This window comes from Halarchaeum nitratireducens, from assembly GCF_014647155.1.
Taxonomy (GTDB): Archaea; Halobacteriota; Halobacteria; order Halobacteriales; family Halobacteriaceae; genus Halarchaeum; species Halarchaeum nitratireducens.
The window spans coordinates 414,511-441,058 of record NZ_BMOQ01000003.1 but is presented as its reverse complement, the minus strand read 5'-3'; the positions used below and the strand labels follow the sequence as shown (position 1 = coordinate 441,058).

26 protein-coding genes are annotated in these 26,548 nt (G+C 69.2%); 15 read left to right on the top strand and 11 right to left on the bottom strand.

Annotated features, from left to right (window positions below; translation table 11 throughout):
- Nucleotides 1-296: 296 nt before the first annotated feature.
- The 3 genes from IEX91_RS06880 to IEX91_RS06870 form a co-directional block, all read right to left on the bottom strand.
- Nucleotides 297-560, bottom strand: coding sequence for a DUF7513 family protein (locus IEX91_RS06880; protein WP_188877904.1), 264 nt, complete (start codon nt 558-560; stop codon nt 297-299).
- Nucleotides 557-2,059 carry a Na+/H+ antiporter NhaC family protein gene (locus IEX91_RS06875; protein WP_188877938.1) on the bottom strand — a complete coding sequence of 501 codons (1,503 nt, stop codon included), beginning with the start codon at nt 2,057-2,059 and terminating at the stop codon, nt 557-559. Before IEX91_RS06875 ends, IEX91_RS06880 begins: the two co-directional genes overlap by 4 nt.
- A gap of 148 nt (nt 2,060-2,207) precedes the next feature.
- The gene (locus IEX91_RS06870; RefSeq protein WP_188877902.1) at nt 2,208-3,578 is read right to left on the bottom strand and encodes a geranylgeranyl reductase family protein; all 1,371 of its coding nucleotides are present in this window, start codon (nt 3,576-3,578) and stop codon (nt 2,208-2,210) included.
- Nucleotides 3,579-3,698: 120 nt separating this feature from the next.
- Here IEX91_RS06870 and IEX91_RS06865 point away from each other — a divergent pair, with 120 nt between their 5' ends.
- Complete coding sequence (locus tag IEX91_RS06865) at nt 3,699-4,037, top strand: 2Fe-2S iron-sulfur cluster-binding protein (protein WP_188877901.1); 339 nt, start codon at nt 3,699-3,701, stop codon at nt 4,035-4,037.
- 18 nt (nt 4,038-4,055) lie between these two features.
- On the opposite strand, the gene IEX91_RS06860 is transcribed toward IEX91_RS06865, so the two are convergent.
- The gene (locus IEX91_RS06860) at nt 4,056-5,060 is read right to left on the bottom strand and encodes a phosphate signaling complex PhoU family protein (protein WP_188877900.1); all 1,005 of its coding nucleotides are present in this window, start codon (nt 5,058-5,060) and stop codon (nt 4,056-4,058) included.
- Nucleotides 5,061-5,273: 213 nt separating this feature from the next.
- Between IEX91_RS06860 and IEX91_RS06855 the strand changes: the two genes are divergently transcribed.
- From IEX91_RS06855 to phoU, 5 genes are read left to right on the top strand one after another with little or no spacing between them, the layout of a single operon-like run.
- Nucleotides 5,274-6,410 (top strand): PstS family phosphate ABC transporter substrate-binding protein, encoded by a 1,137-nt coding sequence (locus tag IEX91_RS06855; protein WP_229772814.1) that lies wholly within the window; start codon nt 5,274-5,276, stop codon nt 6,408-6,410.
- Nucleotides 6,411-6,425: 15 nt separating this feature from the next.
- Nucleotides 6,426-7,490: a phosphate ABC transporter permease subunit PstC gene (pstC, locus tag IEX91_RS06850; protein WP_188877899.1), complete on the top strand. Its 1,065-nt coding sequence runs from the start codon at nt 6,426-6,428 to the stop codon at nt 7,488-7,490.
- A complete protein-coding gene (pstA, locus tag IEX91_RS06845) occupies nt 7,487-9,037 on the top strand; it encodes a phosphate ABC transporter permease PstA (protein WP_188877897.1) in 1,551 nt (516 codons plus the stop codon). The genes pstC and pstA overlap by 4 nt, the downstream gene beginning before the upstream one ends.
- A complete protein-coding gene (gene pstB, locus IEX91_RS06840) occupies nt 9,034-9,909 on the top strand; it encodes a phosphate ABC transporter ATP-binding protein PstB (RefSeq protein WP_188877896.1) in 876 nt (291 codons plus the stop codon). The genes pstA and pstB overlap by 4 nt, the downstream gene beginning before the upstream one ends.
- A gap of 41 nt (nt 9,910-9,950) precedes the next feature.
- The gene (gene phoU, locus IEX91_RS06835; protein WP_188877895.1) at nt 9,951-10,631 is read left to right on the top strand and encodes a phosphate signaling complex protein PhoU; all 681 of its coding nucleotides are present in this window, start codon (nt 9,951-9,953) and stop codon (nt 10,629-10,631) included.
- A 106-nt stretch (nt 10,632-10,737) separates the two neighbouring features.
- On the opposite strand, the gene IEX91_RS06830 is transcribed toward phoU, so the two are convergent.
- Nucleotides 10,738-11,103 carry a hypothetical protein gene (locus IEX91_RS06830; RefSeq protein ID WP_188877893.1) on the bottom strand — a complete coding sequence of 122 codons (366 nt, stop codon included), beginning with the start codon at nt 11,101-11,103 and terminating at the stop codon, nt 10,738-10,740.
- 193 nt (nt 11,104-11,296) lie between these two features.
- Between IEX91_RS06830 and IEX91_RS06825 the strand changes: the two genes are divergently transcribed.
- Nucleotides 11,297-13,777 (top strand): DNA topoisomerase I, encoded by a 2,481-nt coding sequence (locus IEX91_RS06825; RefSeq protein WP_188877891.1) that lies wholly within the window; start codon nt 11,297-11,299, stop codon nt 13,775-13,777.
- A gap of 284 nt (nt 13,778-14,061) precedes the next feature.
- On the opposite strand, the gene IEX91_RS06820 is transcribed toward IEX91_RS06825, so the two are convergent.
- A complete protein-coding gene (locus IEX91_RS06820) occupies nt 14,062-14,205 on the bottom strand; it encodes a PhlB family protein (protein WP_188872596.1) in 144 nt (47 codons plus the stop codon).
- A 209-nt stretch (nt 14,206-14,414) separates the two neighbouring features.
- Between IEX91_RS06820 and nreA the strand changes: the two genes are divergently transcribed.
- From nreA to IEX91_RS06805, 3 genes are all read left to right on the top strand, one after another.
- Nucleotides 14,415-15,686 carry a DNA repair protein NreA gene (nreA, locus tag IEX91_RS06815; RefSeq protein WP_188877890.1) on the top strand — a complete coding sequence of 424 codons (1,272 nt, stop codon included), beginning with the start codon at nt 14,415-14,417 and terminating at the stop codon, nt 15,684-15,686.
- 34 nt (nt 15,687-15,720) lie between these two features.
- A complete protein-coding gene (locus tag IEX91_RS06810; protein WP_188877888.1) occupies nt 15,721-16,050 on the top strand; it encodes a preprotein translocase subunit TatA in 330 nt (109 codons plus the stop codon).
- Nucleotides 16,051-16,120: 70 nt separating this feature from the next.
- Nucleotides 16,121-16,897, top strand: a complete 777-nt coding sequence (locus IEX91_RS06805; protein WP_188877887.1) for a CPBP family intramembrane glutamic endopeptidase — start codon at nt 16,121-16,123, stop codon at nt 16,895-16,897.
- 42 nt (nt 16,898-16,939) lie between these two features.
- On the opposite strand, the gene IEX91_RS06800 is transcribed toward IEX91_RS06805, so the two are convergent.
- A complete protein-coding gene (locus IEX91_RS06800) occupies nt 16,940-17,317 on the bottom strand; it encodes a DUF5789 family protein (protein ID WP_229772813.1) in 378 nt (125 codons plus the stop codon).
- Nucleotides 17,318-17,418: 101 nt separating this feature from the next.
- Between IEX91_RS06800 and IEX91_RS06795 the strand changes: the two genes are divergently transcribed.
- Entirely contained in the window at nt 17,419-18,285 is an 867-nt protein-coding gene (locus tag IEX91_RS06795) for a DUF7139 domain-containing protein (protein WP_188877886.1), read from the top strand.
- A gap of 4 nt (nt 18,286-18,289) precedes the next feature.
- Here the strand turns inward: IEX91_RS06795 and IEX91_RS06790 are convergent, their stop codons facing one another.
- Genes IEX91_RS06790 through IEX91_RS06780 form a run of 3 tightly spaced genes read right to left on the bottom strand, consistent with a single transcriptional unit; the run spans nt 18,290 to nt 20,984 of the window.
- A complete protein-coding gene (locus IEX91_RS06790; RefSeq protein ID WP_188877885.1) occupies nt 18,290-18,748 on the bottom strand; it encodes a Mut7-C RNAse domain-containing protein in 459 nt (152 codons plus the stop codon).
- On the bottom strand, nt 18,748-20,499 hold the full coding sequence (locus IEX91_RS06785) for a helix-hairpin-helix domain-containing protein (RefSeq protein ID WP_188877883.1): 1,752 nt from the start codon (nt 20,497-20,499) through the stop codon (nt 18,748-18,750). The genes IEX91_RS06790 and IEX91_RS06785 overlap by 1 nt, the downstream gene beginning before the upstream one ends.
- Nucleotides 20,496-20,984, bottom strand: a complete 489-nt coding sequence (locus IEX91_RS06780) for a DUF5788 family protein (protein WP_188877882.1) — start codon at nt 20,982-20,984, stop codon at nt 20,496-20,498. The genes IEX91_RS06785 and IEX91_RS06780 overlap by 4 nt, the downstream gene beginning before the upstream one ends.
- Before the next feature lie 164 nt (nt 20,985-21,148).
- On the opposite strand from IEX91_RS06780, the gene IEX91_RS06775 reads away from it, so the two are divergent.
- The 4 genes from IEX91_RS06775 to IEX91_RS06760 all read left to right on the top strand — a co-directional run bounded on the left by IEX91_RS06775 (nt 21,149) and on the right by IEX91_RS06760 (nt 25,165).
- The gene (locus IEX91_RS06775) at nt 21,149-22,042 is read left to right on the top strand and encodes a rhomboid family intramembrane serine protease (protein WP_188877881.1); all 894 of its coding nucleotides are present in this window, start codon (nt 21,149-21,151) and stop codon (nt 22,040-22,042) included.
- Nucleotides 22,043-22,849, top strand: a complete 807-nt coding sequence (locus tag IEX91_RS06770; RefSeq protein WP_188877880.1) for an endonuclease V — start codon at nt 22,043-22,045, stop codon at nt 22,847-22,849.
- Nucleotides 22,850-23,036: 187 nt separating this feature from the next.
- Nucleotides 23,037-23,858: an SDR family oxidoreductase gene (locus tag IEX91_RS06765; RefSeq protein ID WP_188877879.1), complete on the top strand. Its 822-nt coding sequence runs from the start codon at nt 23,037-23,039 to the stop codon at nt 23,856-23,858.
- Nucleotides 23,858-25,165, top strand: a complete 1,308-nt coding sequence (locus tag IEX91_RS06760) for a glycerate kinase type-2 family protein (protein ID WP_188877877.1) — start codon at nt 23,858-23,860, stop codon at nt 25,163-25,165. The genes IEX91_RS06765 and IEX91_RS06760 overlap by 1 nt, the downstream gene beginning before the upstream one ends.
- Before the next feature lie 6 nt (nt 25,166-25,171).
- On the opposite strand, the gene IEX91_RS06755 is transcribed toward IEX91_RS06760, so the two are convergent.
- The gene (locus tag IEX91_RS06755) at nt 25,172-26,533 is read right to left on the bottom strand and encodes a GntP family permease (protein WP_188877875.1); all 1,362 of its coding nucleotides are present in this window, start codon (nt 26,531-26,533) and stop codon (nt 25,172-25,174) included.
- Nucleotides 26,534-26,548: the final 15 nt, after the last annotated feature.

Sequence of the window (26,548 nt, the reverse complement as noted above, 5' to 3'; positions counted from 1 at the left end):
TTTCGAGGCTGAGAACCCGAGCGAATCAAGGTCGTCAGACACCTGTGGCTGATTCCTGATGGAAGCAGTGTAGGTGCGGGTGACGACCCTTTTCGCCATACGTAACCTATGTAGTCAAACCTACTTGAACGTATGGTTTAGACGTGGAATATCCTGCCCTGCTCTCGGCGGTGGATTGTAGGGGCGCTGTCGGATTCATCCCCACCCTGAAGGACGGGGCTTTCTCCTTGAGTCTCCGTAAGTTCTTCTCTCCGTCATATCGAAAAAACGGCCGGCGTCGGGCGCTCGCCGCCGCCTCAGTACGCCGATTCGCCGACGGTCCGCAGGTACTCGACGTCGCCCGTGTGGGCCGCGTCGTCGAAGTCGCTGACGCGTACCGCGATCTTCGTTCCCTCGCGCGCTCCGTCGGGCGCGCCGTGCACGGTCAACACGGTGTCGCCGACGCGGGCGCGCACGCCGTCGTCGGTGTCCGTGACGAACACCACGAACTCGTCGCCCTCCTCGAAGCTCGGCGTGCTCGTGCGGAACGACCAGCCGGCGGTCAGCTTCGTCCAGTTCATACGCGACTCACCTCCTCGGACTCGCGGTCCGGCACGTACTCCAGGCCGAACCCGGTGAGCGCGGCGACGAGGAACACCGCGAAGAGGAACCAGCCGTGGAAGACGAACGGCACCACGTTCACGGGGCTGACGATCATCTCGGGGCCGTACTGCTCGACGAGCGCCGGCATCTGCGAGTAGCCGGCGAGGACGCCGCCCGCCCACGGGAAGATGTAGCCGAGCGCGGACGTGTTCGCGTCGAGGATGTTCGCCCGCCGGTAGCCGTTGATGTTGAACGACTCGCCGACGCGCGCGACGTACGGGGAGATGGCGATCTCGGCCGCGGTGTTGATCGTGATGGCGGCGTTGACGAGCGCTGTCCCGAGGACGAGCGTCGTCTCCGCGCGCCGCACCGAGGTCGCGGCCGTCGAGAGCAGGAAGTCCTGGATCGCCTCGAACGCGCCGCCGCGGATCATGATCCGCGCGCCGGCGACGATGAGGAGCGTGAGGACGATGAGCGGGAAGAAGCCCGACGCGCCGACGTAGAGGCTACCCCCGACGCCCGACGCGGTGTCGGGGCCCGCCATCGAGAGGATCGGGAGCCACGTGAATGCCTCCGCGAACGGCGCGTTCGCGGGCGCGACGAAGGAGAGCATCCCGTTGAGCGATTCGAGACCGAGAAGCAGGTTGGCGACGATCGCGGTGAGGATGCCCCACGTGATCGCCTCGACGATGTGTCGGCCGCGGACGGCGGTGTAGATGACGACGCCCATCGAGACGAGGTGGACGAGCCCGACCGGGTTCCCGCTCGGGAGCGCGCCGTTCCCCGCGCCCGTGGACATCGTCGCGCCCGCGATCAGGTAGGCGACGAACGCGAGCGCGGCCGCCGTCACCGCGTACTTGAAGCGCGAGGCGACAACGCCGCCGATGTCGGCGTCCTGCGTCACCGCGCTCACGATCGTCGTGTCGCTGACGGGCGCGAGGTTGTCGCCGAACGCCGCCCCGGAGAGGATCGCGCCGAACATGAGGACGGGGTTCGCGCCGAGCAGCACCGTCGCCGGGAAGAACGTCGTGACGAACGTCACGGCGGTCCCGTAGCCCGTCCCGATCCCCGTGGCGAGCAGCGCCGCGAGGATGAACGTCACGGCCGGGAGGATGGCGAGCAGCGTCGCCTGCGACACCGGAAGCGACTGGGCGACCCAAACGAGGCCCGTGACGAACCCGCCGTCCTGGAGGAGCTGGGCGAACATCCCCGCCCAGAGCCACGCGACGATCGCGGTCGCGGCCACGCGCTGGGTCATCCCCTCGAAGATCGCGTTCGCGTACGCCGACCAGTCGCCCTTGGCGAAGAACAGTCCGATGACGAGCGCGACCAGCATCCCGATCACGAGCCCGGTCGTGTCGCCGATCCCGAACAGGCCGCTCTGTACAACCGCCCACAGGACGAAGACCCCGAGCGGGATCGCGCTCGCCGCGGCCCCGCCGTGGAACTCCAAGTCGGGCCCGGACGAGCCCGCCATGTCGAGTTCCGCCTCGACGTCCTCGGTGGTCTCGTCGTCGTTCGTGTGACTCACGACTCACGTCTGTGTGTCGGGCGGATAAATAGCCTCGGAACGACACGAAACCGGCCGGCCGAGCCCGCGACCGGCCCCGCGTCCCGCGCGGCTCTCAGTACTTCGCGTCCGCGCCCGTGACCTCGTAGACGTCGTCCATGATGTCGTCGCGGCGCGCCTGCCAGCGATCGAGGCCGTCCGGGCTCGACGGGTACGACTCGTAGTGATCGAGGAGGCGGTCGGCGACGCGCTTCGTCTGGTACATCTGGTAGATCTGTCCCCAGTGGCCGAAGCTCTTCGCGGCGACCTTCGCGGCGAGGCCGACGCCGAAGCTCGACGTGCCGGCGTAGAGCGCTTCGCTGAGCTGTTTGCCGGGTAGGCTGGCGAGCAGGCTCATCAGGTCGTCGACGTCGACGGCCGTCGAGAGGACGTTGTAGACGTCGAGAGCGGCGTAGCGCGCGCCGAAGTGGTCCATGACGCGCTCGTTGTACGACCAGAGGGCGGCCTCGTCGTGGACGCCGTCTTCGAGGGCGTCGATGGCGGCCTCGGCGGCGTACGTCCCGGCGTACGCGGCGCCGGCGATCCCGCCGCCCGTCGTGGGGTTGACGTGGCCGGCGGCGTCACCGACCGCGAGGTAGCCGGGGTGGGTCGCGGAGTCGTACGGGCGTCGGGTCGGGAGCGCCGCGCCGAGTTTGTCCTTCACTTCGGCGCCCGCGAACTCCCCGCGGTTCCGCAGGTCGCGTTTGAGATCCTCGACGAGGTGCATCGGCTCCTCGTTCATCTGGAAGCCGAGGCCGGCGTTGATCTCCGTGTCCGTGCGCGGGAAGTACCAGAGGTAGCCGGCGGCGCGCTCGGTCGGCTTGAACACGAGGGCGTCGTCCCACTCGACCGGCTCGGGGACCTCGACGATCTCGCGGTAGGCGGAGCAGAACTGCGAGTAGTCGACGTTCGTGTCGAAGGTCGACTCGCTGAAGTCGACCGTGTCCTGGAGGAGCGAGAGCGAGCCGGCGGCGTCGACGACGAACGCCGCGTCGTACGTGACCGCGTCGCCCTTCCGGGTGGCCCTCACGCCGGTGACGCGGCCCGAGCGGTCCTGCTCGACGTCCTGAACGACCGTGTCGTAGTGGAACTCGACGCCGGCCTCGCTCGCGCTCTCGATGATCCGCTGACCGTACTTCCAGCGGTCGATGACGGCGAGTTCGCCGGGGATCGGGATGTCGAGGACGGTGTCCTCTTGTGGGATCTCGAAGCGTCCGTGGTCGACGCCGGTGTTGGTGAACGCGGGTTCGAGTTCGGACTTGGGGATGGCGTCCGGGAAGTTCGCCGCGCCCTTCAGCGCGTCCCCGCAAGCGATGTGGCCCGCTTCCGCGGCGTCCTTCCGTTCGACGACGACGACGTCGTAGCCCGCCTTCGCGGCGGTCGCGGCGGCGTAGCACCCGGACGTGCCGGCGCCGACGACGACGAAGTCGAACTCGTGGGTAGTCATACCGCGGTGATTGTGACGGGCCGTGAAAACTCTTTACGGACGTTCTGGACGCGAATCCGTCGCCGGCGCGGGGACACGGCGCGATAAAGAGTTTTACCGGCGCTCGTCCAAGCGCGTTCCATGACCGACCACACCGTCGAGTTCGTCGGGCGCGACGAGACCATCGAGGTCTCGGAGACCGAGACGATCCTGAAGGCCTGCCTCCGCGAGGGGATCGCACAGGAGTACTCCTGTCGCGTCGGGATGTGTCTGGCCTGCTCGGCCGAGATCGTCGAGGGCGAGGTCGCCCAGCCGGCCGCGCGCGGTCTCAGCGAGGCGGAGGCCGAGGACTACTGTCTCACTTGCATGGCGCGTCCGCTCTCCGATCTGAAGATCGAGCGCGGCAAATACCCGCCGAGTATCGAGACCGACGCCGCCGACGTCGACGCCGACGGCCCGGTCACCGCGACTGACGACTGAGGCTCGGACGGCCGGGACTCAGAGGTCGGGCGCGGGCGCGGCCTTCTGCAGCGCGGTCTCGGCGACGTTCCCGCCGTAGTCCGCGCACCGTGAGAGCGAGTCGACGACGAGCCCGAGGTGTTGGGCCTCGTGGGGTTCGAGGTCGCGCAGGAGGTCGTCGAGGGCGCGCGCGTGCTCGTCGATCCCGAGGACGGACTCGCGGGTGCGGTTGGCGAGCTCGGTCGCGTCGTCGCGCTCCTCCGCGAACAGCGCCTCCATGGCCGTATCGACGATGTCCGCGGCGTCACCGTGGAGGTCGCCGAGGGCCTCGGCGGTGGCCGCCGGCACGGGCTCGTCGAGTTCGAGGGCGACGTTGGCGATCTTCGCCGCGTGATCGCCGATGCGCTCCAGTTGGCGGGCGCTGGAGTGGTAGTCGAAACACGTCTCGCGCGTGACGCCGAGCTCCTGGGCGGTGCGCGGCGAACGCAGTGATCCCCGGAAGATGCGCGAGACGACGAACCAGAGTCGATCGACGTCGTCGTCGCGCTCGATGACGTCCTCAGCCATGTCGTGGTCGTTCTCGCAGAGGGCGGTGACGGCGTCGTCGAGCATGGAGAGCGCGATGAGCCGCATCCGGCGGACGGCGTTGTGCACGGAGAGCTCGCTCGAATCGAGGAGGTCCTGCACGACGATCCGGTCGCTCGTCTCTTCGAGGACTTCGAGGCCCACGAGTCCCTGCGTGGCGTTTCGAACGGTCCGACGCTGATCGGGGGTGATACGACTCGCCTCGAGGACGAGGATGTCGAAGCCGCTGACGTACATCGTCATCACCGTGCGCGTGAGCGCGTCGCCCTCCATTCCGGTGATGTCGAACGTCCCGCGTTGCGTCTCGTCGTCGCTCACGGGCGAGAGCAGCAGCGATCCGCTGTCCGGGTGGAAAGCGATCTCGTCGCCGGCGCTGACGTCGTGGTCGCGGGCCCAGTCCTTCGGGATCGAGACGGTGAACGTCGAGCCACCGGTGACTTGCACCTTGCGGCGTTCCATACCCGTGGGTCAGGCACACGCAACCATAAATCTACGCGTATCTATATACCCACCAATCGGCGAGTCGAGACTGTGCGCCTATCGGCCCGAAAACGACCCGTTGAAGGCCCAAGGCGCGATCCAGGCGGTCGATGACACCCCGGGTAAGACACGGATATCTACCGACCGCTATCAAGAACTATATAGAGACAATAGTAGAGTATTTATTTGGGGATGGAGTTCCCACAGATGATGACGAAGCAGTTCAAACGCTTCGGGAAGCGCGTCTCGCGACGGAAAGTTCTCGGCGGCATCGGCGTCACGGGCGCCGCCGCCCTCGCCGGCTGTGGGGGCAACGGCGGGGGGTCCTCCGGGGAGACTAGCACGTCGACGGGCACGATGGAATCGACCAGCACGTCTAGTTCCGGGTCGGCCGACACGGGTCCGTTGACGGCGGATGGGTCTTCGACGGTCTACCCGATCACGAACAAGGCGGCCTCCATCTGGAACTACAACCCGCCCGCCTCCGACACGGAGTACTGGCCGTACGAGGACTACGACATCAGCACGGATCAGGCGATGGCGGACTACTGGGCGGGCATGTACGGCTTCGAGACCAACGAGAGCGGCGACCCGCCGTTCAAAATCTCCATCGGTCTCAGCCACTCCGGGGTGGGCCTCACGAAAGTCATGAACGGTCAAGTCGACATCGGTGACGCGTCCGCCAACGTCCAAGCGGAGCTCGAGGACGTCGACTTCGACAAGTTCGTCAACCACGTCGTCGGCGTCGACGCCCAGCCCATCGTCGTCTCGAAGTACGTCTACGACAACGGCGTCCAGCAGCTCGACGCCGACACCGTTCGAGGTATCTACAGGGGCGAAATCACGAACTGGTCCGAGGTCGAGGGCTACACGGGCGACGACAAGGAGATTCAGGCCGTCGGCCGCGCCGTCGGTTCCGGGACGGACACCTCCTTCCGCGTCAACATGCTCGGCAGCAGCGACGCGGAGATGCCGGGTGTCGACATCCGCAAGGGGGAGAATCAGCAGGTCGCCACTACCGTCAAGAACTCCGACAACGCCATCGCCTACATGGCGCTCGCGTTCGTCTCCAACGACGTCCCCGCTATCGCTCTCAACTTCGACGGCACCGTCTACACGCCGGGAGAGAACCTCTCGGACGAGGGGTACCCGCTCGCGCGTGACCTCCACTGCTACACCTACGAGGGAACCTCGGACAAGGAGGCCGCGTTCCTCCGCATGCTCCTGCACGACTACGGGCAGGGCGAGTTCGTCGGCCCCGCCGGCTACGCGACTCTCTCCAACTCTCGGCAGGAAGAGGAACTTTCAAAGCTTCCGGACCCACAGTAACGTTCACGGCACAGCATGTCCGGAGCATCCACCACGCAGGCGGTTAGCCGGTCGGTCGCCGAGCTCGACTGGTCGGCTCGCATCGCCGGGCTGGTGGGTGCGCTCTCACTTCTCGCGGCGTTCGCCGCGTTCATCGTACGGCCGGGCGCCGTCGTCTTCCCGGCCGCCGTGTTCGCCGCCGTCGCGCTCTACGGCTGGTTCACGTATCAGGCCGAAACGGCGCGATCGTTGACGTTCCTCGCTACGGCCTCGACGCTCGTCATCCTCGGGGTGATCACCGTCTATCTGTTCGTCCAGGCGGTGCCCATCGCCCGACGAATGGGCGCCTCGCTCCTCACGAGTTCGACGTGGGACGTGCACGCGAACCGATACGGGCTCGCGACGATGATGTGGGGCACGCTCATCACCACCATCATCGCGACGCTCGTCTCCGCGCCGCTCGGCGTCGCCGGGGCCGTCTTCATCAGTGAGATCGCACCCAAATCAGTCCGAGAAGCAGTTAAGCCAGCGATCGAGCTACTCGCCGGTATCCCCTCGATCGTGTACGGATTCATCGGGTTCGTCGTCCTCAACTCCTACATGATGGATCTCTTCCGGCTCCCGACGACTGGGAGCCTGTTTATCGTCGGGCTCGTCATCGGCGTGATGGCGCTCCCGACAGTCATCTCCGTCTCCGAGGACGCGCTCAACGCAGTCCCGAACGCGATGAAAGACGGGTCGGTCGCGCTCGGCTCGACCGACTGGCAGACGACGAAGAGCGTCTCCATTCCCGCGGCGATCTCCGGGATCTCCGCCGCCGTCATCCTCGGGGTCGGACGTGCGCTCGGCGAGACGATGGCCGCCACGGTCATCCTCGCCAACGTTACGACGCTCCCCGAACCCCTGTACGACGTGTTCGGCAACACCATCACCCTCACGTCCGCGATCGCCAGCCAGTACGGGGTCGCGGCCGGCCGGCCGATGCAGCTCTCCGCGCTGTTCGCCGCCGGCGTCGTCCTCTTCATCGTCGTGCTCGCGCTCAGCATCGTCTCCCAGACCATCGAACGTCGGATGCAACAGACGCTGGGGGGTGAGCAATGAGCGAGAGCTACGGGGACGAGCGTGCGAACATCGTCGCCGAGACCTCCGCAGTCGATCAGCTCGCGGTCATCCCGGCCACCTTCGGCGCCATCGCGTTCGTCGTCGGGTGGGCGATCGTCTTCCGCTGGATCAGCGTCACCGACACGCTAGCGGGCATCGAGTACGCGACGCTGCTTTCCATCGGTCACCTCCTCGCCGCGGCCGTCCTCTGCGCCGTCGGAATCTTCTCGACGACCGGTATCGTCGACACCGAACCCGACGACTCCACGGGCCTGTTCACCGCGCTCGCCTTCGGCGCGATCGCGTTCATCGGTGTCGGGCTCACGGCCTCACAGACGCTCGGTACGGGAGCCACCGTGTGGTTCCCCACGAGTCTCGTCGCTGCCGTCCTCGTTGCGGGCGTCGTCTTGGGCGTTCCCGAGGATCTCGGCGTCACCCTCCCCGTCGCCGCGTTCGAACTCGTCGTCGGACTCGTCGTCCTCACCGACGTCATCGGGCCGTCGTGGGTGTGGAGCCCGAACGGGTTCTCGGCTTCCTTCGTCGGTCCCATCGCCATCGCGGCGTTCGCCATGGTCGGTAGTCTCCTCTGTGTCTGGGCCGGAACGAACGCCTCGAAGGGGTTCGGATCGCGCGGCCGCGAGCTGGGAGCGTACGCCCTCATCTCTACCTACGCGGTCGCGCTTCTCGCCATCCTCGCGCTCCTCATCATCTTCGTGGTACAGAACGGTCTCAATCAGGTGCTGAAGGGCGCCCAGCTCTGGCCGTTCAAGCTCCCGTTCGTCCTGAACGGCTACGGGCTTCAGTACGACGTCAACGGGATCTTCCCGGCGATCGTCGGCACCGTCTGGCTCGTCGTCGGCGCGGTCGTCTTCGCCGTCCCGCTCGCGGTCGGCGCGGCCGTCTACCTCACCGAGTACGCCGACCAAGGTCGCTTCACGCGGATCGTCGAAACCGCGACCAACGGCCTCTGGAGCACGCCGAGCATCGTCTACGGCCTCTTCGCGTTCGCGTTCCTCCTCCCGCGTATTCAGAACGACGTCACGCTCCTCACCGGGCAACTCGTCTTGGGGTTCATGCTCCTCCCGCTCGTCCTCATCACGAGCCGTGAGGCCCTACAGAACGTCCCAGACGAGTACCGCGACGCCAGCGCCGCGCTCGGTGTCACTCAGTGGCAGACGATCCGGAGCGTCGTCCTCCCCGCCGCGATACCGGGCGTCCTCACCGGGATCATCCTCGGTATCGGTCGGATCGCCGGCGAGACCGCACCGATCCTGCTCGTGCTCGTCCGCGAACCGTTCTCCGCGTCCACGCCGAGCGTACTCGGATCGTTCCACTTCACCGCCACCGCGCCGTTCATCACGAACGACGCGCTCCTCGGCCCGGCGACCGCGCTCCCCTACCAGCTCTTCGCCGTCATCACCGCCGGCGTCGGTGCGAGTCAGGAGTTCGGCTGGGGGACCGCCCTCGTCCTGCTGTGCGTCGTCATGTTCTTCTACGCCATCGGCATCACCACGCGTATCTACTTCAGGAAGAAACTCCGCCAATGAGCCAGATAGAAACGCAAACCACGACCGGAGAGACCGAAGAACAGATCCGCGACGAGTGGCTCGAATACGAATTCGACGGCGAGACCGCCCTCTCGGTGGAGGACCTCGACGTCTTCTACGGGAACGATCAGGCGCTCCAGTCCATCGACATGGACATCCCGGAGAAGTCAGTCACCGCTCTCATCGGCCCCTCCGGCTGTGGGAAATCGACGTTCCTCCGGTGTCTCAATCGGATGAACGACCGCATCGACGCCGCGCGCGTCGAAGGTACCGTTGAGTTCGCCGGCGAGAACATCTACGACGACGACGTCAACCTCGTCGAGCTGCGCAAACGCATCGGGATGGTCTTCCAGAGCCCGAACCCCTTCCCGAAGTCAATCCGAGAGAACATCTCCTACGGGCCGCGCAAGCACGGCGACATCGACACGGGGCTCGTCGCCCGCCTCCTCGGCCGCGACGACCGCGACGAGGAAGAAGAGCTCGTCGAGCGCTGTCTCCGCGGGGCCGCGCTCTGGGACGAGGTCCACGACCGGCTCGACGACAACGCCCTCGGGCTCTCCGGCGGGCAACAACAGCGTCTCTGCATCGCCCGCGCGCTCGCGGTCGGCCCGGACGTCCTGCTCATGGACGAGCCGGCGTCCGCCCTCGACCCCATCGCCACCTCGAAGATCGAGGACCTCGTCGAGGACCTCGCCGAGGAGTACACCGTCGTGATCGTCACGCACAACATGCAACAGGCCGCGCGTATCTCGGATCAGACGGCCGTCTTCCTCACCGGCGGCGAGCTCGTCGAGTACGGCGACACCGACCAGATCTTCGAGAACCCGCAGAGTCAGCGCGTCGAGGACTACATCACCGGTAAGTTCGGGTAATCCCCCGAACGCTTTACAAGACCCCACGCACACCCACAGCCATGCCACGCGAAAGTTACCAAGCGCAACTGGCGGACATGCAAGAGGACGTCCTCTACATGAGCGAGGTCGTCATCGACCGCCTCCGGCTCGCGCTCGAAGCGATGGAGCAAAAGGACGAGGAAGCCGCGATGGAAGTCATCGACGGCGACGACGAGATCAACGACCTCTACCTGGAGTTGGAGCAGGACTGCATCGACCTGCTCGCGCTTCAACAGCCCGTCGCCGGGGACCTCCGTCTCATCGCCTCCTCGTTCAAGATCATCACCGACCTCGAACGCGTCGGGGACCTCGCGGTCAACCTCGGCGAGCACACCCTCGACTCCCAACAGGACATGTTCCCCGAGGTCGACATCAACGCGATCGGCGACCTCACCGTGGAGATGCTCGAGGACGCGATGGCGGCCTACGAGACCCGCGACGACGAGGCCTGCTACGACATCGCCGCGCGCGACGACGAGCTCGACCAGCTCTGCGAGCGCGCCTCCCAGACCGTCGTCCGCGACCTCATCGAGACCGAACTCGACGCCGACGACGGCGAGGACGACGTCGAGGCGCTCATGCAGGACGTCTCCCGGATGCTCCTCACCGTCCGCGACCTCGAACGCGTCGGCGACCACGCGGTGAACATCGCCGCGCGGACGCTCTACATGGTCGAGAACGACGAGGAGCTCATCTACTGATCCGCCGGGTTCGCCTCGGGGCCGCCGGCGCGGCTCCTCTACTATTCGTACTGCGTTCACACGCAGGCGGCGACGGGGACGTCACTAGCACGGCCTCCGGGGCGGCCTACGCTTCGGGCGTCTCGAAGTAGGTGCCGCCGCGGAGGTAGTCGACGCCGAAGGCGACGAGGACGAGCCCGGAGAGCGCGAACAGGCCGCGAAAGAGCAGTCCCTGACCGGTGAGCGCACCGAGGCACATCGACGCGCCGAGACAAACGTGACCGACCCCAACGAGCCGGAGCGCGCCGACGCGTTCGCGGATCGGGTTCGGGACACCGCCGAGGAGTTCGAAGACGCCCGCGACGACGAAGACGGCGAGCTGGACGCCGGTGGCACCGTCGAGGGCTGGTGCCCCGAAGACGGCGAAGAACGCGGCGGCGAGGACGAGGAGGAACGCGCCGAGATAGCCGAAGCGGCGGAACGTGAGGGCCATGGCGTCCCCTGGGTCGGCCGTCCCCAAGTATCCATCACCTCGCGGGCGCGCGATCGAGTGCGCACACCGGCGTACGCGGAAGCGCGTACACGCCCTCAGGCGCGCGAAAACGCGCGTTTCGGGCCCGAAAGGTTTAGAAGCCCGTCCGGCATACCGGTGAGTATCGACCCGCCGCGAGGGCGGGATACCCACCGTGGAACTCATCATCACAGAGAAGGACAACGCCGCCCGTCGCATCGCCGACATCCTGAGCGACGGCGGCGCGTCCACAGAGCGTAGCGGGGGCGTCGACGTCTACGAGTGGGGCGGCCGGCGGTGCATCGGCCTCTCCGGACACGTCGTCGGCGTCGATTTCCCCCCGGAGTACAGCGATTGGCGGGACGTCGAGCCGGCGGAGCTCGCGGACGCCCCGGTGACGAAGACGCCGACGCAGGAGTCCATCGTGAACGTCCTCAAGCGCCTCGCGGGGGAGGCCGACTCGGTCATCATCGCCACCGACTACGACCGCGAGGGCGAGCTCATCGGGAAGGAGGCCTACGAGCTCGTCCGCGAGGCCAACGAAGACGTCCCGGTCTCGCGAGTGCGCTTCTCCTCGATCACGGAGAACGAGGTGAAGTCGGCGTTCGCGGACCCGGACGACCTCGACTTCGACCTCGCGGCGGCGGGCGAGGCCCGACAGATCATCGACCTGATCTGGGGGGCGGCGCTCACGCGCTTCCTCTCGCTCTCCGCGCGGCAGGTCGGCGACGACTTCATCTCCGTCGGTCGGGTCCAGTCCCCGACCCTGAAGCTCATCGTCGACAAGGAGCGGGAGATCGAGGCGTTCGATCCCGAGGACTACTGGGAGCTGTTCGCCGACCTGGAGAAGGACGAGGCGAGCTTCGAGGCCCAGTACTTCTACCTCGACGAGGACGACAACGAGGCCGAGCGCGTCTGGAACGAGGACGACGCCGACGCGGCCTTCGACGTCCTGCGCGAGGCGGCGACGGCGGTCGTCGAGTCCGTCCGACGTCGCACGCGGACGGACGACCCGCCCGCGCCGTTCAACACGACGCAGTTCATCCGCGCCGCGAGCTCGCTGGGGTACGCCGCGGGCCGCGCGATGAGCATCGCGGAGGACCTCTACACCGCGGGGTACATCACCTACCCGCGCACCGACAACACGGTCTACCCTGAGGACCTCGACCCCGCCGACCTGTTGGACGCCCTCTCCGCACAGCGCGATTTCGCCGAGTCGGTCGAGCTGCTCGAAGGGCTCGACGAGCTGACGGCGACGCGGGGCGACGAGGAGACGACGGACCACCCGCCGATCCACCCGACGGCCGACCTCCCGAGCAAGGGCGACCTCTCGGAGGACGAGTGGGAGGTGTACGAACTCGTCGTGCGGCGCTTTTTCGCCACGCTCGCCGAGCCCGCGGAGTGGGAGCACCTCCGCGTGGTGGCGGACGCGGACGGCGAGCGTCTGAAGGCGAACGGCCGCCGCCTCGTCGAGGAGGGGTATCACGCGGTCTACCCCTACTACGGAACGGACGAGAACCACGTCCCGGACGTCACGGAGGGCGAGGAGCTGGCCATCGCGGACGCCCGAATCGAGGCGAAGCAGACCCAGCCGCCCCGGCGGTACGGCCAGTCGCGGCTCATCGAGACGATGGAGGAGATGGGGATCGGGACGAAATCGACCAGACACAACGTGATCGAGAAGCTCTACGACCGGGGGTACATCGAGAACGATCCGCCCCGACCCACGCGGCTGGCGATGGCGGTCGTGGAGGCCGCCGAGGAGTACGCGGACCTCGTCGTCTCCGAGGAGATGACGGCCGAACTCGAGGCCGACATGACGGCGATCGCGGAGGGCGAGACGAGCCTCGATTCGGTGACCGAGGAGTCCCGCGAGATCCTGGATCGCGTCTTCGAGGCGCTCGACGAATCGCGCGAGGAGATCGGCGAACACCTCCGCGAGTCGCTGAAGGCCGACAAGCGCCTCGGGCCGTGTCCGAAGTGCGGCTCCGACCTGCTCGTGCGCCGGAGCCGACAGGGGTCGTACTTCGTCGGTTGCGACGGCTACCCGGAGTGTCGGTTCACGCTCCCGCTCCCGTCGACGGGCGAGCCGGTCGTGCTCGACGCGGAGTGCGAGGAGCACGGCCTCAACGAGGTGAAGATGCTCGCCGGGCGGAACACGTTCGTCCACGGTTGCCCGCTCTGCGCGGCGGAGGAGGCCGCGGAGACGGAGGACCGGATCATCGGGCCGTGTCCCGCGTGTAACGAGGAACACGGCGGCGAGCTCGCCATCCGGAAGCTCCAGTCGGGGTCGCGCCTCGTGGGCTGTACGCGCTACCCGGACTGCGAGTACTCGCTCCCGCTCCCGCGGCGGGGCGAGATCGAGGTCACGGACGAGTACTGCGAGGAGCACGACCTCCCCGAGCTCGTCGTCCACGACGAGGGCAGCGAGGAGCCGTGGGAGCTCGGCTGTCCGATCTGCAACTACGAGGAGTACCGGGCGCGACGGGGCCTCGACGGGATCGACGGGATCGGCCCGAAGACGAAGGAGAAGCTCGCCGAGGCGGGTATCAAGGACCTCGCGGATCTCGCGGACGCGGACGCGGAGGGCGTCGCCGAGACCGTCGAGGGCGTCAGCGCCGAGCGAGTCCGCGACTGGCAGGCGAAGGCGGACTGAGACTGAGCACGCGACCCCCGCGTGGGGGTCGCAGCATGGAACCGGAAAACAATGGCAGGGTAGGGCGCGTCGAGGCGCCCGGCGCAGGTCACCGACTGCTCGACTGACGTCGCGTCGGTGATCGTCGTACCGCCGTGGTTGATCAGTGACGACTCACCTCCGCGGATGGGCGGCGTGCGGGTGCCGCGTGGGCGGCCCGTCGATACGTGGGAGTCGATGGTCGATATGGCATCGGTCGGTGTGCGGTTCTGTCGGTGTGTGTCTCGTTCGACTCCATGAGTGTCTCAACGGGCCTCGATGTCGAGGCTCCCGCAGGCCGGGCAGTTCTCCCGCGGCGCTTCGTACGCCTGCCCGCAGAGCCGACATTCGAAGTCGTGATCCGTGGGATCGGACAGGAGTTGCGTCGCGAGGTGTGTGATCGTAGCCATCGTCCTTCACGACGTACTGTGTGCCACACCCACTAATAACTATCGGCTGTACGTTCGGTAATTTGATCGTTCTCATGGTGTACTAGCGTAGTATTCCCCCAATTACCGTACGATTTGTGTATATTGTCCCGTATATCGCCACGTAGATCCAATCCGACAGTCGCGTGCGGGCCGTGGGCTTAAGCCCGCCGCGGCCCAACCCCGTCGCGATGCGGCTTGACGACTACGTCGAGGGGCTGAAGCCCGACGAGGAGTACGAGCGGCGGAAACTCGCCGAGGAGAAGTCCTACGCGATCACGGACTACCTCGACGACGCGCGCGCCTCCTTCGAGGCCGTCAAACAGGGCGACTCGCTCTACGGGGCGACCGCCCCCTCGGTCTTCGTCGGCCGCTCGTCGTACCCGAACGTCTCCGCCGGTATCCTCTCGCCCGTCGCCGAGGAGTCGGGGGCTGACGCGGACGACTACGCGACGAGCGGTGCGTGGTACGAGCGCGGCCTCGGCATCGACAACGTCCTCCAGTACCGGACCGGGTTACTGAACTCCCGGCGCTCGGCGGACGTGAACGTCGAGGACGTCTGGGACGGCTTCGTCGGCACGCAACGCGAGGTCGCCATCGCGGACCGGCCGGTGGACGTCGAGATCGGCCTCGCCTCGACGCCCGACTTCGATCCCGACCAGTACGCCCAGCCGACGGCGAACGCGCCGAGCGGGCCGAACGCGTCCGTCGAATCGGCCGACCTGACCGAGAACCCTCACGTCCCGCGCGCGGTCGAGAAGACCCTTGAGGACGACGACTGGCGCGCGCAGGGCGCGATGGTCTACCTCTACGAGCACGGTCTCGACGTCTACGACGTCAACCGCGTGCTCTCCGTCGGCGCGCTCGGACAGGGCGAGAACAGGAGACTGGTCCCGACGCGCTGGTCGATCACGGCCGTCGACGACACCGTCGGGCAATACCTCCGCGGGCAGATCCGCGACGCGCCGAGCGTCGACGGCGTCGAGGTGCGATTGAACGAGTACATGGGGAATCGCTACTGGGTCGTGCTCGCGCCCGGGAGCTGGGAGTTCGAGCTCGTCGAGATGAAGTCTCCGGGGAGCGTCTGGAACCCCGATCCCTCGGGGGACGTCTGGATGGCGGCCGCGAGCGAGGGATACGAGGGGCGCTCGGGCTACGTCGAGGAGACGGCGGGCGCGTACTACGCCGCCCGGCTCGGCGTCCTCGAACACTTAGCGGAGCGGGGCCGGCAGGCGAAGGCGCTCGTCCTCCGCGAAGTGAGCGACGACTACTGGGCGCCCGTCGGCGTCTGGCAGGTCAGAGAGAGCGTCCGGCACGCCTTCGAGCGCGAGGCCGCCGACGCCGAGACGCTCCACGGCGCGGTTCGAGACCTCGCCGAGCACCTCCCCGTGAGCCTCGCGGCGCTCCGCCGGAAGTCGACGATGGTCGCCGGCCTCCAGACCGGACTGGACGATTGGGCGTAGAAGACTTACAACGGACGGCGCACTACGGACGTGTATGAACGCCCTCCACGCGCTCGCTCCGCCCGCGCCGGCCTTCCTCGGCGGGTTCCCCGGTGGGATAGAACTGCTCGTGATCCTCCTCATCGCCGCCTGCGTCTTCGGCATCCCGACGCTCCTCCTGCTCGGTGGCGGCGGCTATCTGTTCGCGCGCTCCTCGCGGCGCGACGAGCGTCTCGAAGAGCTCGAACGCGAAGTCGACGCCCTCCGCGATCGCGTGGGCGACGACGAGGACGACGGACGCGATCGCGCCGAGGACGACGGGAGCGACCGCGACGAGAGCGAACGGGCCCCGGGCGACGCGCCGCCGCGAGGGGACGGGCGGTGACGTCGCGCGTCGCGCTCGGGGCGTGCGCAGAGAGGAGTACCTTTGTGGGCCCCGCTCCAACCGCACGCTAATGGCACGTCCCTCCGCAGCCCCCGATCGCGGGGCACAGGCGAAGACGTTCGCGCTGGCGACCGGCGTCGGACTCGGCGGCCTCGCCTTCGGCTTCGCGCTCACGCTCGCCGCGGCCGCCGGCGTCCGGTTCGCCGGGTTCACGCTCACGCCGTCGCTCTCCATCGTCCTCAGCGTCGTCCTCCTGCAGGGCGTCGCGTTCGGCACGGTCGCGTACGCCTACGCGAACTACCGCGACGACCCGGGTCGGTTCATCACCTTCCGCGTCCCGACGATCCGCGAGGTCGGGCTCGCCGTCGCGGGCTGGCTCGGCGCGCTCGGTGCGCTCGTCGTCATCTCGCTCGTCCTCCAGTCGGCGAACGCGCCGACGGCGAGCAACGAGGTGGCGAACTACGGTCTCGAACATCCCGAGGTCCTGTTGGTCCTCGTCCCGCTCTCCTTCCTCCTCGTCGGACCCGGCGAGGAGTTGCTCTTCCGCGGCGTCGTTCAGGGGACGCTCCGCGAGCGCTTCGGACGCGTCCCCGCGGTCGTGCTCGCCAGCCTCATCTTCGCCAGCGTTCACTTCACGTCGCTCTCGGGCGCGCTCACGGGACGGGTCGTCACGATCGGCGCGCTCTTCGTCATCTCGCTCGTCCTCGGCGGCCTCTACGAGTACACCGGCAACCTCACCGTCCCGGCGCTCGTCCACGGCGCGTACAACGCGACGCAGTTCGGACTGCTCTACGTCTCCATCGCGTACGGCGATCAGCTCCAGCAGGCCTCGGGCCTGCTCGGCTGAGACGCGAGAATCGGATCGGATCGGATCGGATCGGATCGGTCGTTACTCCCCGGCGTCGTCGCTTTCCGCGTCCGCAGTGCCGTCCGCACCGTCGTCGCTTTCCGCGTCGGCGTCGGTCGCCGTCTCGTCGCCCGCCGCGCCCGCGGGCACCGGCCCGTCGCCGATCTGTTCGCGCACCGTCTCGACGAACTCGCGGCGCGACTCGAAGTACGGGACGTCGCAGTGCGCGAGGACGTCCGCGAGACGCCGGGGACCCGTCGGCGTCCGAATCGTCGTCTCGCCGTCGCGGCGGACGATCTCGCTCCGCTGGATCCCCCACGTGAAACGCGAGGCGACGCGCGCGATCGGCGCGCCCTCGACGGGAGCGCCCGGACCGAGTTCGACCGCGGGCTCCGCCGCCTCCTCGTCGTCGTCTGCCATACGTGAGGTGTCGGCGGGCCGCCGATTAGGGCTTTCGGTGCGCGCGCCCGGGGACCGGCGTCTGACGTACCGTTTTTACGCTCGGGGTCGTATGTGGAGGTATGACCAGCCTCGCGGACGCGTATCAGCGCGACGCCAACGGCGCGAGCCAGCGTCGCGTCTACGCGGGGACCGCGCTCTTCGGGGCGGGCGCGCTGCTCGTGGTCGCCGGCATCCTCGCCGGGGCGACCCACCTCGTGATGGGGCCGACCCCCTCGACGGCCGCGAAGTTCGCCGCGCGCGAACTCGGCTTGACGCTCGGGTGCCTCGGCGTCCCCGCCATCTTCGTCGGCGTCTTCACCGTCCTGCCAGCGAGTCGGTTCTACCGCGTCGCGGCCGCCGCGGGCGCGCTCGTCGCCGTCGCCGGGACGCTCGTCCTCCGCTATGCCTACCCGACGCGGTGGTACGCGGGCGGCGGCTCCGTCCCCTCGACGACGGCGCTCGCCGGCGCGCTCGTCTACGTCTTCGCGCTCATCGTCATCTTCTGGTGTCTGTTCACCGCCGTCGCCACGTTCAAGACCCGAAACGCCCCCGGCGGAACCGTCACCCTCACCGTCACCGAGGACGGGCGGACGAGGACCGTCGAGGTACCCCGCGAGGACCTCGACGCGCGCACCGCGGTCTCGGGCGACGACACGGGCTCGTTCGGCGGCGTCGGCGTCTTCGGCGGCGTCGAGCGCGAGGACCACGGTCCACGGCCGACATCCGACGGCGGCGCGACGACGCCGGACGTTCGGGACGTCCCGAACGGGGAGCGCGAGGCCGAATCGTCGGAGTCGGAACCCGACGTCGGTCCCGACCGCTACTGCGGGAGCTGTACCCACTTCGACTACGTCCGGACCGACGACGGCGACATCCGACCGTACTGTGGCTACCACGACGAGCTCATGGACGACATGGACGCCTGCGAGCAGTGGACGCGAGAGTAGGGCGTCAGAGCGACGCCAACCGCGCTCGGACGTCGTCCCAGTGGCTCCCCGTCCAGTAGCGTTGTCCGCAGTCGACGCAGCGCCACACGCGCTCCGCGTCGTCGGGGACGTGTTCGGGATGGGGCGGATCGGCGTCCGCCAGCCGGCCGTTGCAGGACGCACACCGCTCGGGTTCGTTGGGGAGCGAGAGGGCGAACCCGCGCTCGTCGAGCTCCGCGAGCTGGTCGTCGACGTGGCGCGTCCGTAAGAGGACGCTCTCCGGCGTGCGCCGCGCCAGCTCCTCGTCGCGCGTGAGGAGCGTGCGTCCCTCGCGGGCCGCGATCTCGCGCAGCCGATCGTCGTCCTCGACGCCGCGATCGAGGGCGTACGCGGCGTCGTAGCCGCACATGCGGAGGACGCGCGCGAGCGTTCCGAGCATGACGTCGAGCAGCAGCGGTCCGTCGCCGTCGCCGTTGCCCGCCATCAGTCGAGGAACGCGCGGAGCCCGTCGGCGTCGCGCGCGTTCAGCACGTCGCCGGCTTCGGCCCACCCGCGCCGGGCGGTGTGGACGCCGTAGGGTCGTTGGGCGTACTCCGCGGGCGAGTGCGCGTCGGTATCGACGGCGATGGTCGCGCCGGCGTCGACGGCCGCCCGGACCGCGGTCCCCCACAGATCGAGGCGGTGGTAGTTGGCGTTCACCTCGAGCGCCGTCCCGGCGTCGGCGGCCGCGGCGGCGAGCGCGGCGGCGTCGAACGCCATCGCCGGCCGCTCGGTGAGCAGGCGACCCGAGGGGTGTCCGAGGACGTCGACGCGCGGGTGCTCGACGGCCGCGACGAGGCGGGCGGTGCGATCGCCGCCGTCGTCTCCCAACCCCGAGTGGGGGGAGGCGATCACGAGGTCGAGATCGGCGAGGACGTCGTCGCTCACCGAGCCCACGTCGCCGTCGGCGTCGACGTTCGCCTCGACGCCGTGGAGCACCTCGACGGCGACGTCGTCTCGGACGTCGTCGACGGCGTCCATCTGCTCGCGGAGGTCGGCGTCGCTCAGTCCGGAGTCCCCGAAGACGCCCGGACCCTCGGCGTGGTCGGTGATGCAGACGTAATCGTGGCCGAACTCGGCCGCGGCCTCGATCATCTCGCGGAGCGAGTGCCCGCCGTCGGACCAGTCGGTGTGGACGTGGAGGTCGCCCCGGAGGTCGTCCTCGGCGACGAGGTCCGGAAGCGCCCCCTCGCGCGCGGCGTCGATCTCCCCGCGATCCTCACGGAGCTCCGGCGGGATCCACGGCAGGCCGAGCGCGTCGTACACGCCCGCCTCGGTCTCGGCGGCGAGCAGGTCGCCGACGCGCTGGCCCGCGTCGGGGTCGTCGACGTCAGCAATATCGAAGGCGCCGTACTCGTTGACCTTCTTGCCCTGTGCGATGGCGTGGTTGCGCAGCGTGACGTTGTGGGCCTTCGAGCCCGTGAAGTACTGGAGCGCCGCGCCGAACTCGGCGTCGACGACGACGCGGAGGTCGACGCGCAGGCCGTCGACGCGCACCGAGGTCTTCGTCTCGCCCGTCTCGATGACGTCGCCGACGCGCTCCCAGTCGGCGAGGTGATCGCCGACGCGCTGACCCGCGTCGCTCGCCGCGAGGACGTCCACGTCGCCGTTCGTCTCGCGCCACCGGCGGATCGAGCCCGCGATCGCCGCGCGCTCCACGGCGTCGTGCGTTTCGAGATGGTCGACCACGTCGTCGGCGAGCGGGCGCGTCTCGCCGAGGAGGGCGCGCTCGCCGGCCTGACGGGCGAACGGGATGCCCTCGCGGATGTTCGCCTCCGTCTTCGCGCCGAACCCCGAGACCCCGCTGATCTCGCCGCTCTCTGCCGCGTCTTCGAGGTCGTCGAGGGTCGTCACGCCGAGCGCGTCGTAGAGCTTCTTGACGGTCTTCGGCCCGACCCCCTCGACGCGCGTCAGGGCGTCCATCTCGACCGGGAGTTCGTCACGCGCGTCCTCGAGTTCCGCGAAGGAGCCCGTCTCGACGTAGTCGACGACGTGATCCGCGATCCCCTCACCGACGCCGTCGATCCGTTCGACCGCGTCGGCCCCCTCGTCGACCAGGTCCTCGATGGCCTCGGGGTGATCGCGGACGTTGTCGGCGGCGCGCCGGTAGACGCTCGGGCGGTAGTCGTCGCCCATCGCCTCCAGCAGGTCGGCGTACTCATCGAGGACGGCGGCGACCTCGGCGTTCCGGCTCACCGTCGCCCCCCGCCGTGTCCGGCACCGCCGACGCCGTTCCCGCGACCGCGGCCGCGGCCCCGCGAGCCGTCGTCGTCGCGTCCGAGCGCCTTCTTCAGGAAGGTGTGCCAGCGTTTCGTGTCGGCGGCCTCCTTCGCCTCGATCTCGCGTTCGATGTCCGCGGTGTCGAGCGATTCGAGCGCGTTGAGCGCGCGATCGATGCCGATGACCTCGTCGGCGAGCGTCTCGCCCTCCGCGTAGTCGATTTCGGCCTCCTCCAAGCGCTCAACGCGCTCGCGGCGCGCGCGTCGGAGCGTGCGTTTCGCGTCCTCGACTTCCTCGCGGCGCTCGGGGGGGATCCGATCGAGCCCGCTCGTCTCGAAGACGAACTCGCGGAGGGGGAACGACTCGCCACTGAGGGCGATCTCGTCGGGGATCGTCGCGCCGACGGTCGCGGACTCGCGTCCGATACGCTCCAAGAGCCCCTTGCGCTCGTACTCCTTCATGCGTCCGTGGACGTCGGGTGTGGCCTTGTAGGCTGGGGGGAGAGCGTGGGGCCGAACGAACGTGAGGGCCCACGAAAACGCGAACGGGGAGCGACGCGACCCGTGAGCGAAGACCGATCGCGGGACCGAAGTCACTAACCGGGAGCCGTCCCGACACGTCGGTAATGGCGACGTGTGACCGCTGCGGAAGACAGGTGGGGATGCCCTATCGGTGTCGGTTCTGCGGCGGCACGTACTGCGAGGAGCACCGCCTCCCGGAGAACCACGACTGTCCGGGCCTCGACGAGTGGGACGACCCGGCGGGCGTCTTCGGGCCGGAGGAGACCGGCCGAGAGGAGAAATCGCGCGTCGAGCGCGCCGTCCAGTCGGTCGGTGCGACGGGCGGGCCGCTCGGCTACCTCCGAGGGAACGTCGCGTACGTCTTCCTCGGGCTGATGGTGCTCACGGTCGGGCTCCAGGGGGTCGTCTCGACGCTCGGGATCTCATCGGTCTCCGCGCAGAACCTCTTCACGCTGAACACGACGAACCTCCTCTGGGTCTACCCGTGGTTCACCTCGATCTTCGCGCACGGCGGGTTCGCCCACCTTCTCGTCAACGGGATCGCCCTCTACTTCTTCGGGCCGACGGTCGAGCGACGGGTGGGATCAGGGCGCTTCGCCGCGCTGTTCCTCGGCGCGGGCGCGCTCGCCGGCCTCGCGCAGGTCGGCACCGCGGCGTTCCTCGGACAGTACGCGGCGGTCCTCGGCGCGAGCGGCGCGATCATGGCCGTGATGGGCGTCCTCACCGTCTTGAACCCGAGCCTGCGGGTGTACATCTACTTCATCCTCCCCGTCCCGCTCTGGCTGTTCACGCTCGGGTTCGCCGCCTACTCCCTGTTCGTCACCTCGGTCGGCGGCATCGGGAGCGGCGGCGTCGCGCAGGTCGCGCACCTCGCCGGCCTCGCGGTCGGCCTCGTCTACGGCGCGTACCTCAAGTCGCAGGGCGGGCGTGCGCCGGACGAACTCACGCTCGGCGGCGGGCCGGGCGGCCCGGGTGGACCCGGTCGGGGGCGCATCTGAATGGAGGTCGTCCGTCCGGCGTACCTCCCGGACCCCGCGCTCGACGCCGCGGCGATGGAGGCGATGCAGCGCGATATCGCCGCGGACGCGACGTTCGCGGACGACCACGGCCTCGCTCCGGACGCGATCCGGGTCGACGACCGGATCGAGGCGGGAGAGTCGGTGGAGCCTGCGCAGGCGACGCTCGACGGCGACGGGCCGGTCGTCGCCGGCGTCGATCAGGCCTTCCGGGAGGACGAGGCCGTCTCGGTCGCGGTGGCGCTCCGCGGCGGGCGGGTCATCGAGCGGGCGGTCGGGCGCGCGCCCCTCGAAATCCCGTACGTTCCCGGGCTGCTCGCCTTCCGCGAGGGCAGCGCGATCGTCGACGCGCTCGAATCGCTCTCGGTCGGGCCGGATCTGCTCGTCCTCGACGGGAGCGGGCGGATCCACTACCGCGAGGCCGGTATCGCCACGCACGTCGGTGTGCTCTTCGACGCCCCGACCGTCGGCGTCGCCAAGAACCTCCTCTGCGGGACGCCGGTCGCGGACGTCGAGGGCCGCTACCTCGACGCGGGCGAGCGCGTCGGTATCGAGGCGAACGAGGAAGTCGAGACGTGTCCGGCGGGGACGACGATCGGCCACTTCTACCAGTCGCGTCAGTACGATCACCCCGAGCGCCGCCACGTCAATCCGCTCGTCGTCAGCCCGGGCCACCGGGTGGCGACGGGGACGGCGACGGATCTCGTCGCCGCGACCTGCGCGGGGTACAAGCTCCCCGAGCCGACCCGCCTCGCGGACGCGGCCGTCGGTGACGTGACGGGAGAGTAGCGTGGCGACGAGGGACTAGCGAGTCGCCACGAGGAAGCGAGCGGGAGCACCGAGAGCGACACGCGAGTAGCGTGGCGACGAAGGACTAGCGAGTCGCCATGAACGCATCGACCGGAGCGGGGCGTGCGGAGCCGCGGACGGGACCGCTTCGCCCACGCTTAACTGCCCGGCGCGCGACCGGACGCGTATGACAGACGAGACCATACTCATCACGGGCTGTTCGTCCGGGATCGGACGGGCGACGGCGGAGGCGTTCCTCGCGGCGGAGTGGACGGTGTGGGCGACGGCGCGCGACGAGAGCGATCTGGCGGCGCTCCGCGAGGCGGGTGCGCGCACCGCCGAGCTGGACGTGACGAAGCCCGCGCAGTGCCAGGAGGTCGTAGAGGAGCTCGTCGCGGCGGAGGGACGCCTTGATTGTCTCGTGAACAACGCGGGCTACGGGCAGATGGGCGCGGTCGAGGACGTCCCGACGCGCCGGGTGCACAAGCAGTTCGACGTGAACGTCTACGGGCCCCACCGGCTCGTCCGCGCGGTGCTCCCGCACATGCGCGAGCGCGAGGCGGGGACGATCGTCAACGTCTCCAGCGTCGTCGGGCGCGTCTCGACGCCCGGACAGGGCGTCTACGCCGCCTCGAAGTTCGCGCTCGAAGCGCTCAGCGACGCGCTGCGCGGCGAGGTCGAACCCCACGGCATCGACGTCGCGCTGATCGAGCCGGGACCGGTGGACACCGAGTTCGGCGAGCGCGTCAGCGAGGAGCTCGAACCGGTCGGCTCCTCGGGTGCGTACGATCGCGTCTATCGGTTCCTAGAGGGCTTCGATACCGTCTCGAACGGGTTCGCGACGAGCGCGCCCGAGGACGTCGCGGCGGCGGTCCTCGAGGCGGCGAGCACGACCCGACCCGCGGCGCGATACCCCGTCGGCCCGGCGGCGAAGGCGATGAGCCTCGCGCGCTACCTCCCGGATCGGCTGCGCGATCGCGTCGTGAACGCGCTCTACGATCTCGCCTGATGGTCGCGAGCGACGCCGAGGCGCGCCGGGACCTCGCGCGCGAGTGCGCGCTGGCGGGATTCGAGGCCGCGCATCCGGCGACGGTGGTCCGCGAGGAAGTCGCGCTGGACGGCGGACGCCTCCGCATCGGCGGGGCGACGATCGACTGCGACGACTACGAGACGGTCGTCGTCCTCGGCGGCGGCAACGCGGCCTCGCAGGTCGCGGCGGCGCTCGAAGACGTCCTCGGAGACGCGCTCGCGGGCGGCGTCGTCGTCACGGACGATCCGGCGGAGACCGAACGCGTCGACGTGCGACCGGGCGATCACCCGGTGCCGAGCGAGCGCGGCGTCGCGTCGACACAGGCGTTGTGCGAGGCGGCCGACGCGGTCGACGAGCGGACGCTCGTCCTCGCGGTGATCACGGGCGGCGCGAGCGCGCTCCTCCCCGCGCCGGCGGCGGGGCTCACGCTCGCCGACCTCCGCGCGACGACGGACGCCCTGCTGGACAGCGGGGCGACGATCAACGAGGTGAACGCCGTCCGCAAGCACTGCTCGGCCCTCAAGGGCGGCCGCCTCGCGGCGCGTCTCGCGCCGGCGCGCGTCGCCACGCTCGTCTTCAGCGACGTCGTCGGCGACGACCTCTCGGTCATCGGAAGCGGGCCCACGGTGGCGGACCCCTCGACGTACGCGGACGCGCTCGCCGTCCTCGACGACTACGACGTAGCGGTACCCGAGGCGATCCGCGGGCACCTCGAACGCGGTGCCGCCGGTGAGCGCGCGGAGACCCCCGGCGCGGACGATCCGGCGTTCGAACGCGTCTCGACGCACGTCTTGGCGACGAACCGGACGGCGGTGGACGCCGCGGTCGGGCGGGCGCGCGAGGCGGGCTACGAGCCGCTCGTGCTCTCGACGCGCGTCCGGGGCGAGGCCCGCGAGGCCGCGAAGACCCACGTCGCGATCGCGGAGGAGGCGCTGGCGACGGGCGATCCGCTCTCCCCGCCTTGCGTCGTCGTCTCCGGCGGCGAGTGCACGGTGACGGTGCGGGGGGACGGCGAGGGCGGGCCGAACCTGGAGTTCGCGCTGTCGGCGGCGCTCGAACTCGACGGGGAGACGGCGCTCTGCGCCGTCGATACGGACGGCATCGATGGCGCGACGGCCGCGGCGGGTGCGGTCGTGGACGCGGCGACGCTCGCGGACCGGCGGGCGGCGCGGCGGGCGCTCCGCGAGAACGACGCGCTCCCCGTGCTCGACGACGCGGACGCGCTCGTCACGACGGGGGCGACGGGGACGAACGTGAACGACCTCCGGGTGCTCGTCGTCGGGTGACCCGCGTCAGGCCACGGCGACGACGATGTTCTTGAGGATGACGATCCAGACGATGCTGACGATCCCGAGCGCGAGCGTGGCGAGCGTCCACGCCTGGTAGGCCGTCGCGGTCTCCATGTCGGAGAACTCGGTGATGATCCAGAAGTAGGAGTCGTTGGCGTGGCTGACCGTCATGCTCCCCGCGCCGATGGCGAGGACGGCGAAGACGCTGCCCCACGTGCCGGCGAGGCCGAGGTTGGGGAGGAGCGGCGCGACGATCCCGGCGGTGGTGAGGATGGAGACGGTCGAGGATCCGAGCGTCGTCTTGAGCGCCGCGGCGAGGACGAAGACGGCGATCAGGCCGAGGCCGAGGCCGCCGAGGGCGTTCCCGACGAAGTCGCGCAGCGGGAGTGCGCCGAGGACGCTACCGAAGGCGCCGCCCGCCCCGGTGACGGCGAGGATGACGGCGGCGTTCGTCAGCCCCTCGCTCACCCACTCGCTCGACATCTCGTCGGTGTACGTGGGGACGGTGGCGAAGCCGACGAACGCGCCGATGATGAGCGCGACCGAGGGGTCGCCGACGAACTGGAGCGCGCTCTGGAGCTGGCCGGTGACGAACGCGGGGTCCTCCGCGCTCGGGTAGGTGGCGACGCTCCCGACGGCGATGAGGACGATGGGGACGACGAGCGGGGCGAACGCCGCGGCCGGCGAGGGGAGGTGTCCGTATTCGGCCTCGATCTCCTCGACGGTCGTCTCAGGTGCGGGGTCGATCTCGTAGTTCGAGGCGACGCGATCGGCCCACTTCGCGGCGGCGAAGATCACGGGGATGCTGACGACGATCCCAGCGAGCATCACGAGCCCGATGGGAGCGTGGAGGATGCCCGCGGCCGCGATGGGGCCGGGCGTCGGCGGGACGAAGACGTGCGTCGTGTAGAGGCCGCCGGCGAGCGCGACGGCGACGGTGGCGAGCGACAGCGACGAGCGCTCCGCGATCGCGCGGTTCAGCCCGGAGAGGATGACGAACCCGGAATCGCAGAAGACGGGAATGCTGACGAGGCCGCCCGTGGCCGCGAGCGCCTCCGTCGTCAGGTCCTCACCGAAGAGGCCGAGGACGGTCTCGGCGATGACGATCGCGCCGCCGGACTTCTCCAGGATGGTGCCGATGATCGTGCCCGCGAGGATAACGATCCCGATGTAGCCGAGCGTCCCGCCGAAGCCGTCGGTGACGAGCGTGGCGGCCCGCGCGGGATCGATTCCGCCGAGGAGCGCCGTCCCGTACGCGGCGACGAGCAGCGTCAGGAACGCGTGCAGTTCGAGGCGCGCCGTCGCGACGACGATGAACGCGACGGCGAGGAGCAAGAGCGCGAGGAGTGCGTATCCCTGTAGCATACGCACGGGAGTGCG

Coding starts and splice junctions, on each gene's coding strand:
- IEX91_RS06770 (WP_188877880.1), top strand. CDS start 22,043: ATGGAGGTCGTCCGTCCGGCGTACCTCCCGGACCCCGCGCTCGACGCC.
- IEX91_RS06790 (WP_188877885.1), bottom strand. CDS start 18,748: ATGGCGGGCAACGGCGACGGCGACGGACCGCTGCTGCTCGACGTCATG.
- IEX91_RS06860 (WP_188877900.1), bottom strand. CDS start 5,060: ATGGAACGCCGCAAGGTGCAAGTCACCGGTGGCTCGACGTTCACCGTC.
- IEX91_RS06795 (WP_188877886.1), top strand. CDS start 17,419: ATGACCAGCCTCGCGGACGCGTATCAGCGCGACGCCAACGGCGCGAGC.
- pstB (WP_188877896.1), top strand. CDS start 9,034: ATGAGCCAGATAGAAACGCAAACCACGACCGGAGAGACCGAAGAACAG.
- IEX91_RS06765 (WP_188877879.1), top strand. CDS start 23,037: ATGACAGACGAGACCATACTCATCACGGGCTGTTCGTCCGGGATCGGA.
- pstA (WP_188877897.1), top strand. CDS start 7,487: ATGAGCGAGAGCTACGGGGACGAGCGTGCGAACATCGTCGCCGAGACC.
- IEX91_RS06870 (WP_188877902.1), bottom strand. CDS start 3,578: ATGACTACCCACGAGTTCGACTTCGTCGTCGTCGGCGCCGGCACGTCC.
- IEX91_RS06875 (WP_188877938.1), bottom strand. CDS start 2,059: ATGGCGGGCTCGTCCGGGCCCGACTTGGAGTTCCACGGCGGGGCCGCG.
- IEX91_RS06855 (WP_229772814.1), top strand. CDS start 5,274: ATGGAGTTCCCACAGATGATGACGAAGCAGTTCAAACGCTTCGGGAAG.
- IEX91_RS06805 (WP_188877887.1), top strand. CDS start 16,121: ATGGCACGTCCCTCCGCAGCCCCCGATCGCGGGGCACAGGCGAAGACG.
- IEX91_RS06865 (WP_188877901.1), top strand. CDS start 3,699: ATGACCGACCACACCGTCGAGTTCGTCGGGCGCGACGAGACCATCGAG.
- IEX91_RS06820 (WP_188872596.1), bottom strand. CDS start 14,205: ATGGCTACGATCACACACCTCGCGACGCAACTCCTGTCCGATCCCACG.
- IEX91_RS06775 (WP_188877881.1), top strand. CDS start 21,149: ATGGCGACGTGTGACCGCTGCGGAAGACAGGTGGGGATGCCCTATCGG.
- phoU (WP_188877895.1), top strand. CDS start 9,951: ATGCCACGCGAAAGTTACCAAGCGCAACTGGCGGACATGCAAGAGGAC.
- IEX91_RS06755 (WP_188877875.1), bottom strand. CDS start 26,533: ATGCTACAGGGATACGCACTCCTCGCGCTCTTGCTCCTCGCCGTCGCG.
- IEX91_RS06830 (WP_188877893.1), bottom strand. CDS start 11,103: ATGGCCCTCACGTTCCGCCGCTTCGGCTATCTCGGCGCGTTCCTCCTC.
- pstC (WP_188877899.1), top strand. CDS start 6,426: ATGTCCGGAGCATCCACCACGCAGGCGGTTAGCCGGTCGGTCGCCGAG.
- IEX91_RS06760 (WP_188877877.1), top strand. CDS start 23,858: ATGGTCGCGAGCGACGCCGAGGCGCGCCGGGACCTCGCGCGCGAGTGC.
- nreA (WP_188877890.1), top strand. CDS start 14,415: ATGCGGCTTGACGACTACGTCGAGGGGCTGAAGCCCGACGAGGAGTAC.
- IEX91_RS06810 (WP_188877888.1), top strand. CDS start 15,721: ATGAACGCCCTCCACGCGCTCGCTCCGCCCGCGCCGGCCTTCCTCGGC.
- IEX91_RS06800 (WP_229772813.1), bottom strand. CDS start 17,317: ATGGCAGACGACGACGAGGAGGCGGCGGAGCCCGCGGTCGAACTCGGT.
- IEX91_RS06880 (WP_188877904.1), bottom strand. CDS start 560: ATGAACTGGACGAAGCTGACCGCCGGCTGGTCGTTCCGCACGAGCACG.
- IEX91_RS06780 (WP_188877882.1), bottom strand. CDS start 20,984: ATGAAGGAGTACGAGCGCAAGGGGCTCTTGGAGCGTATCGGACGCGAG.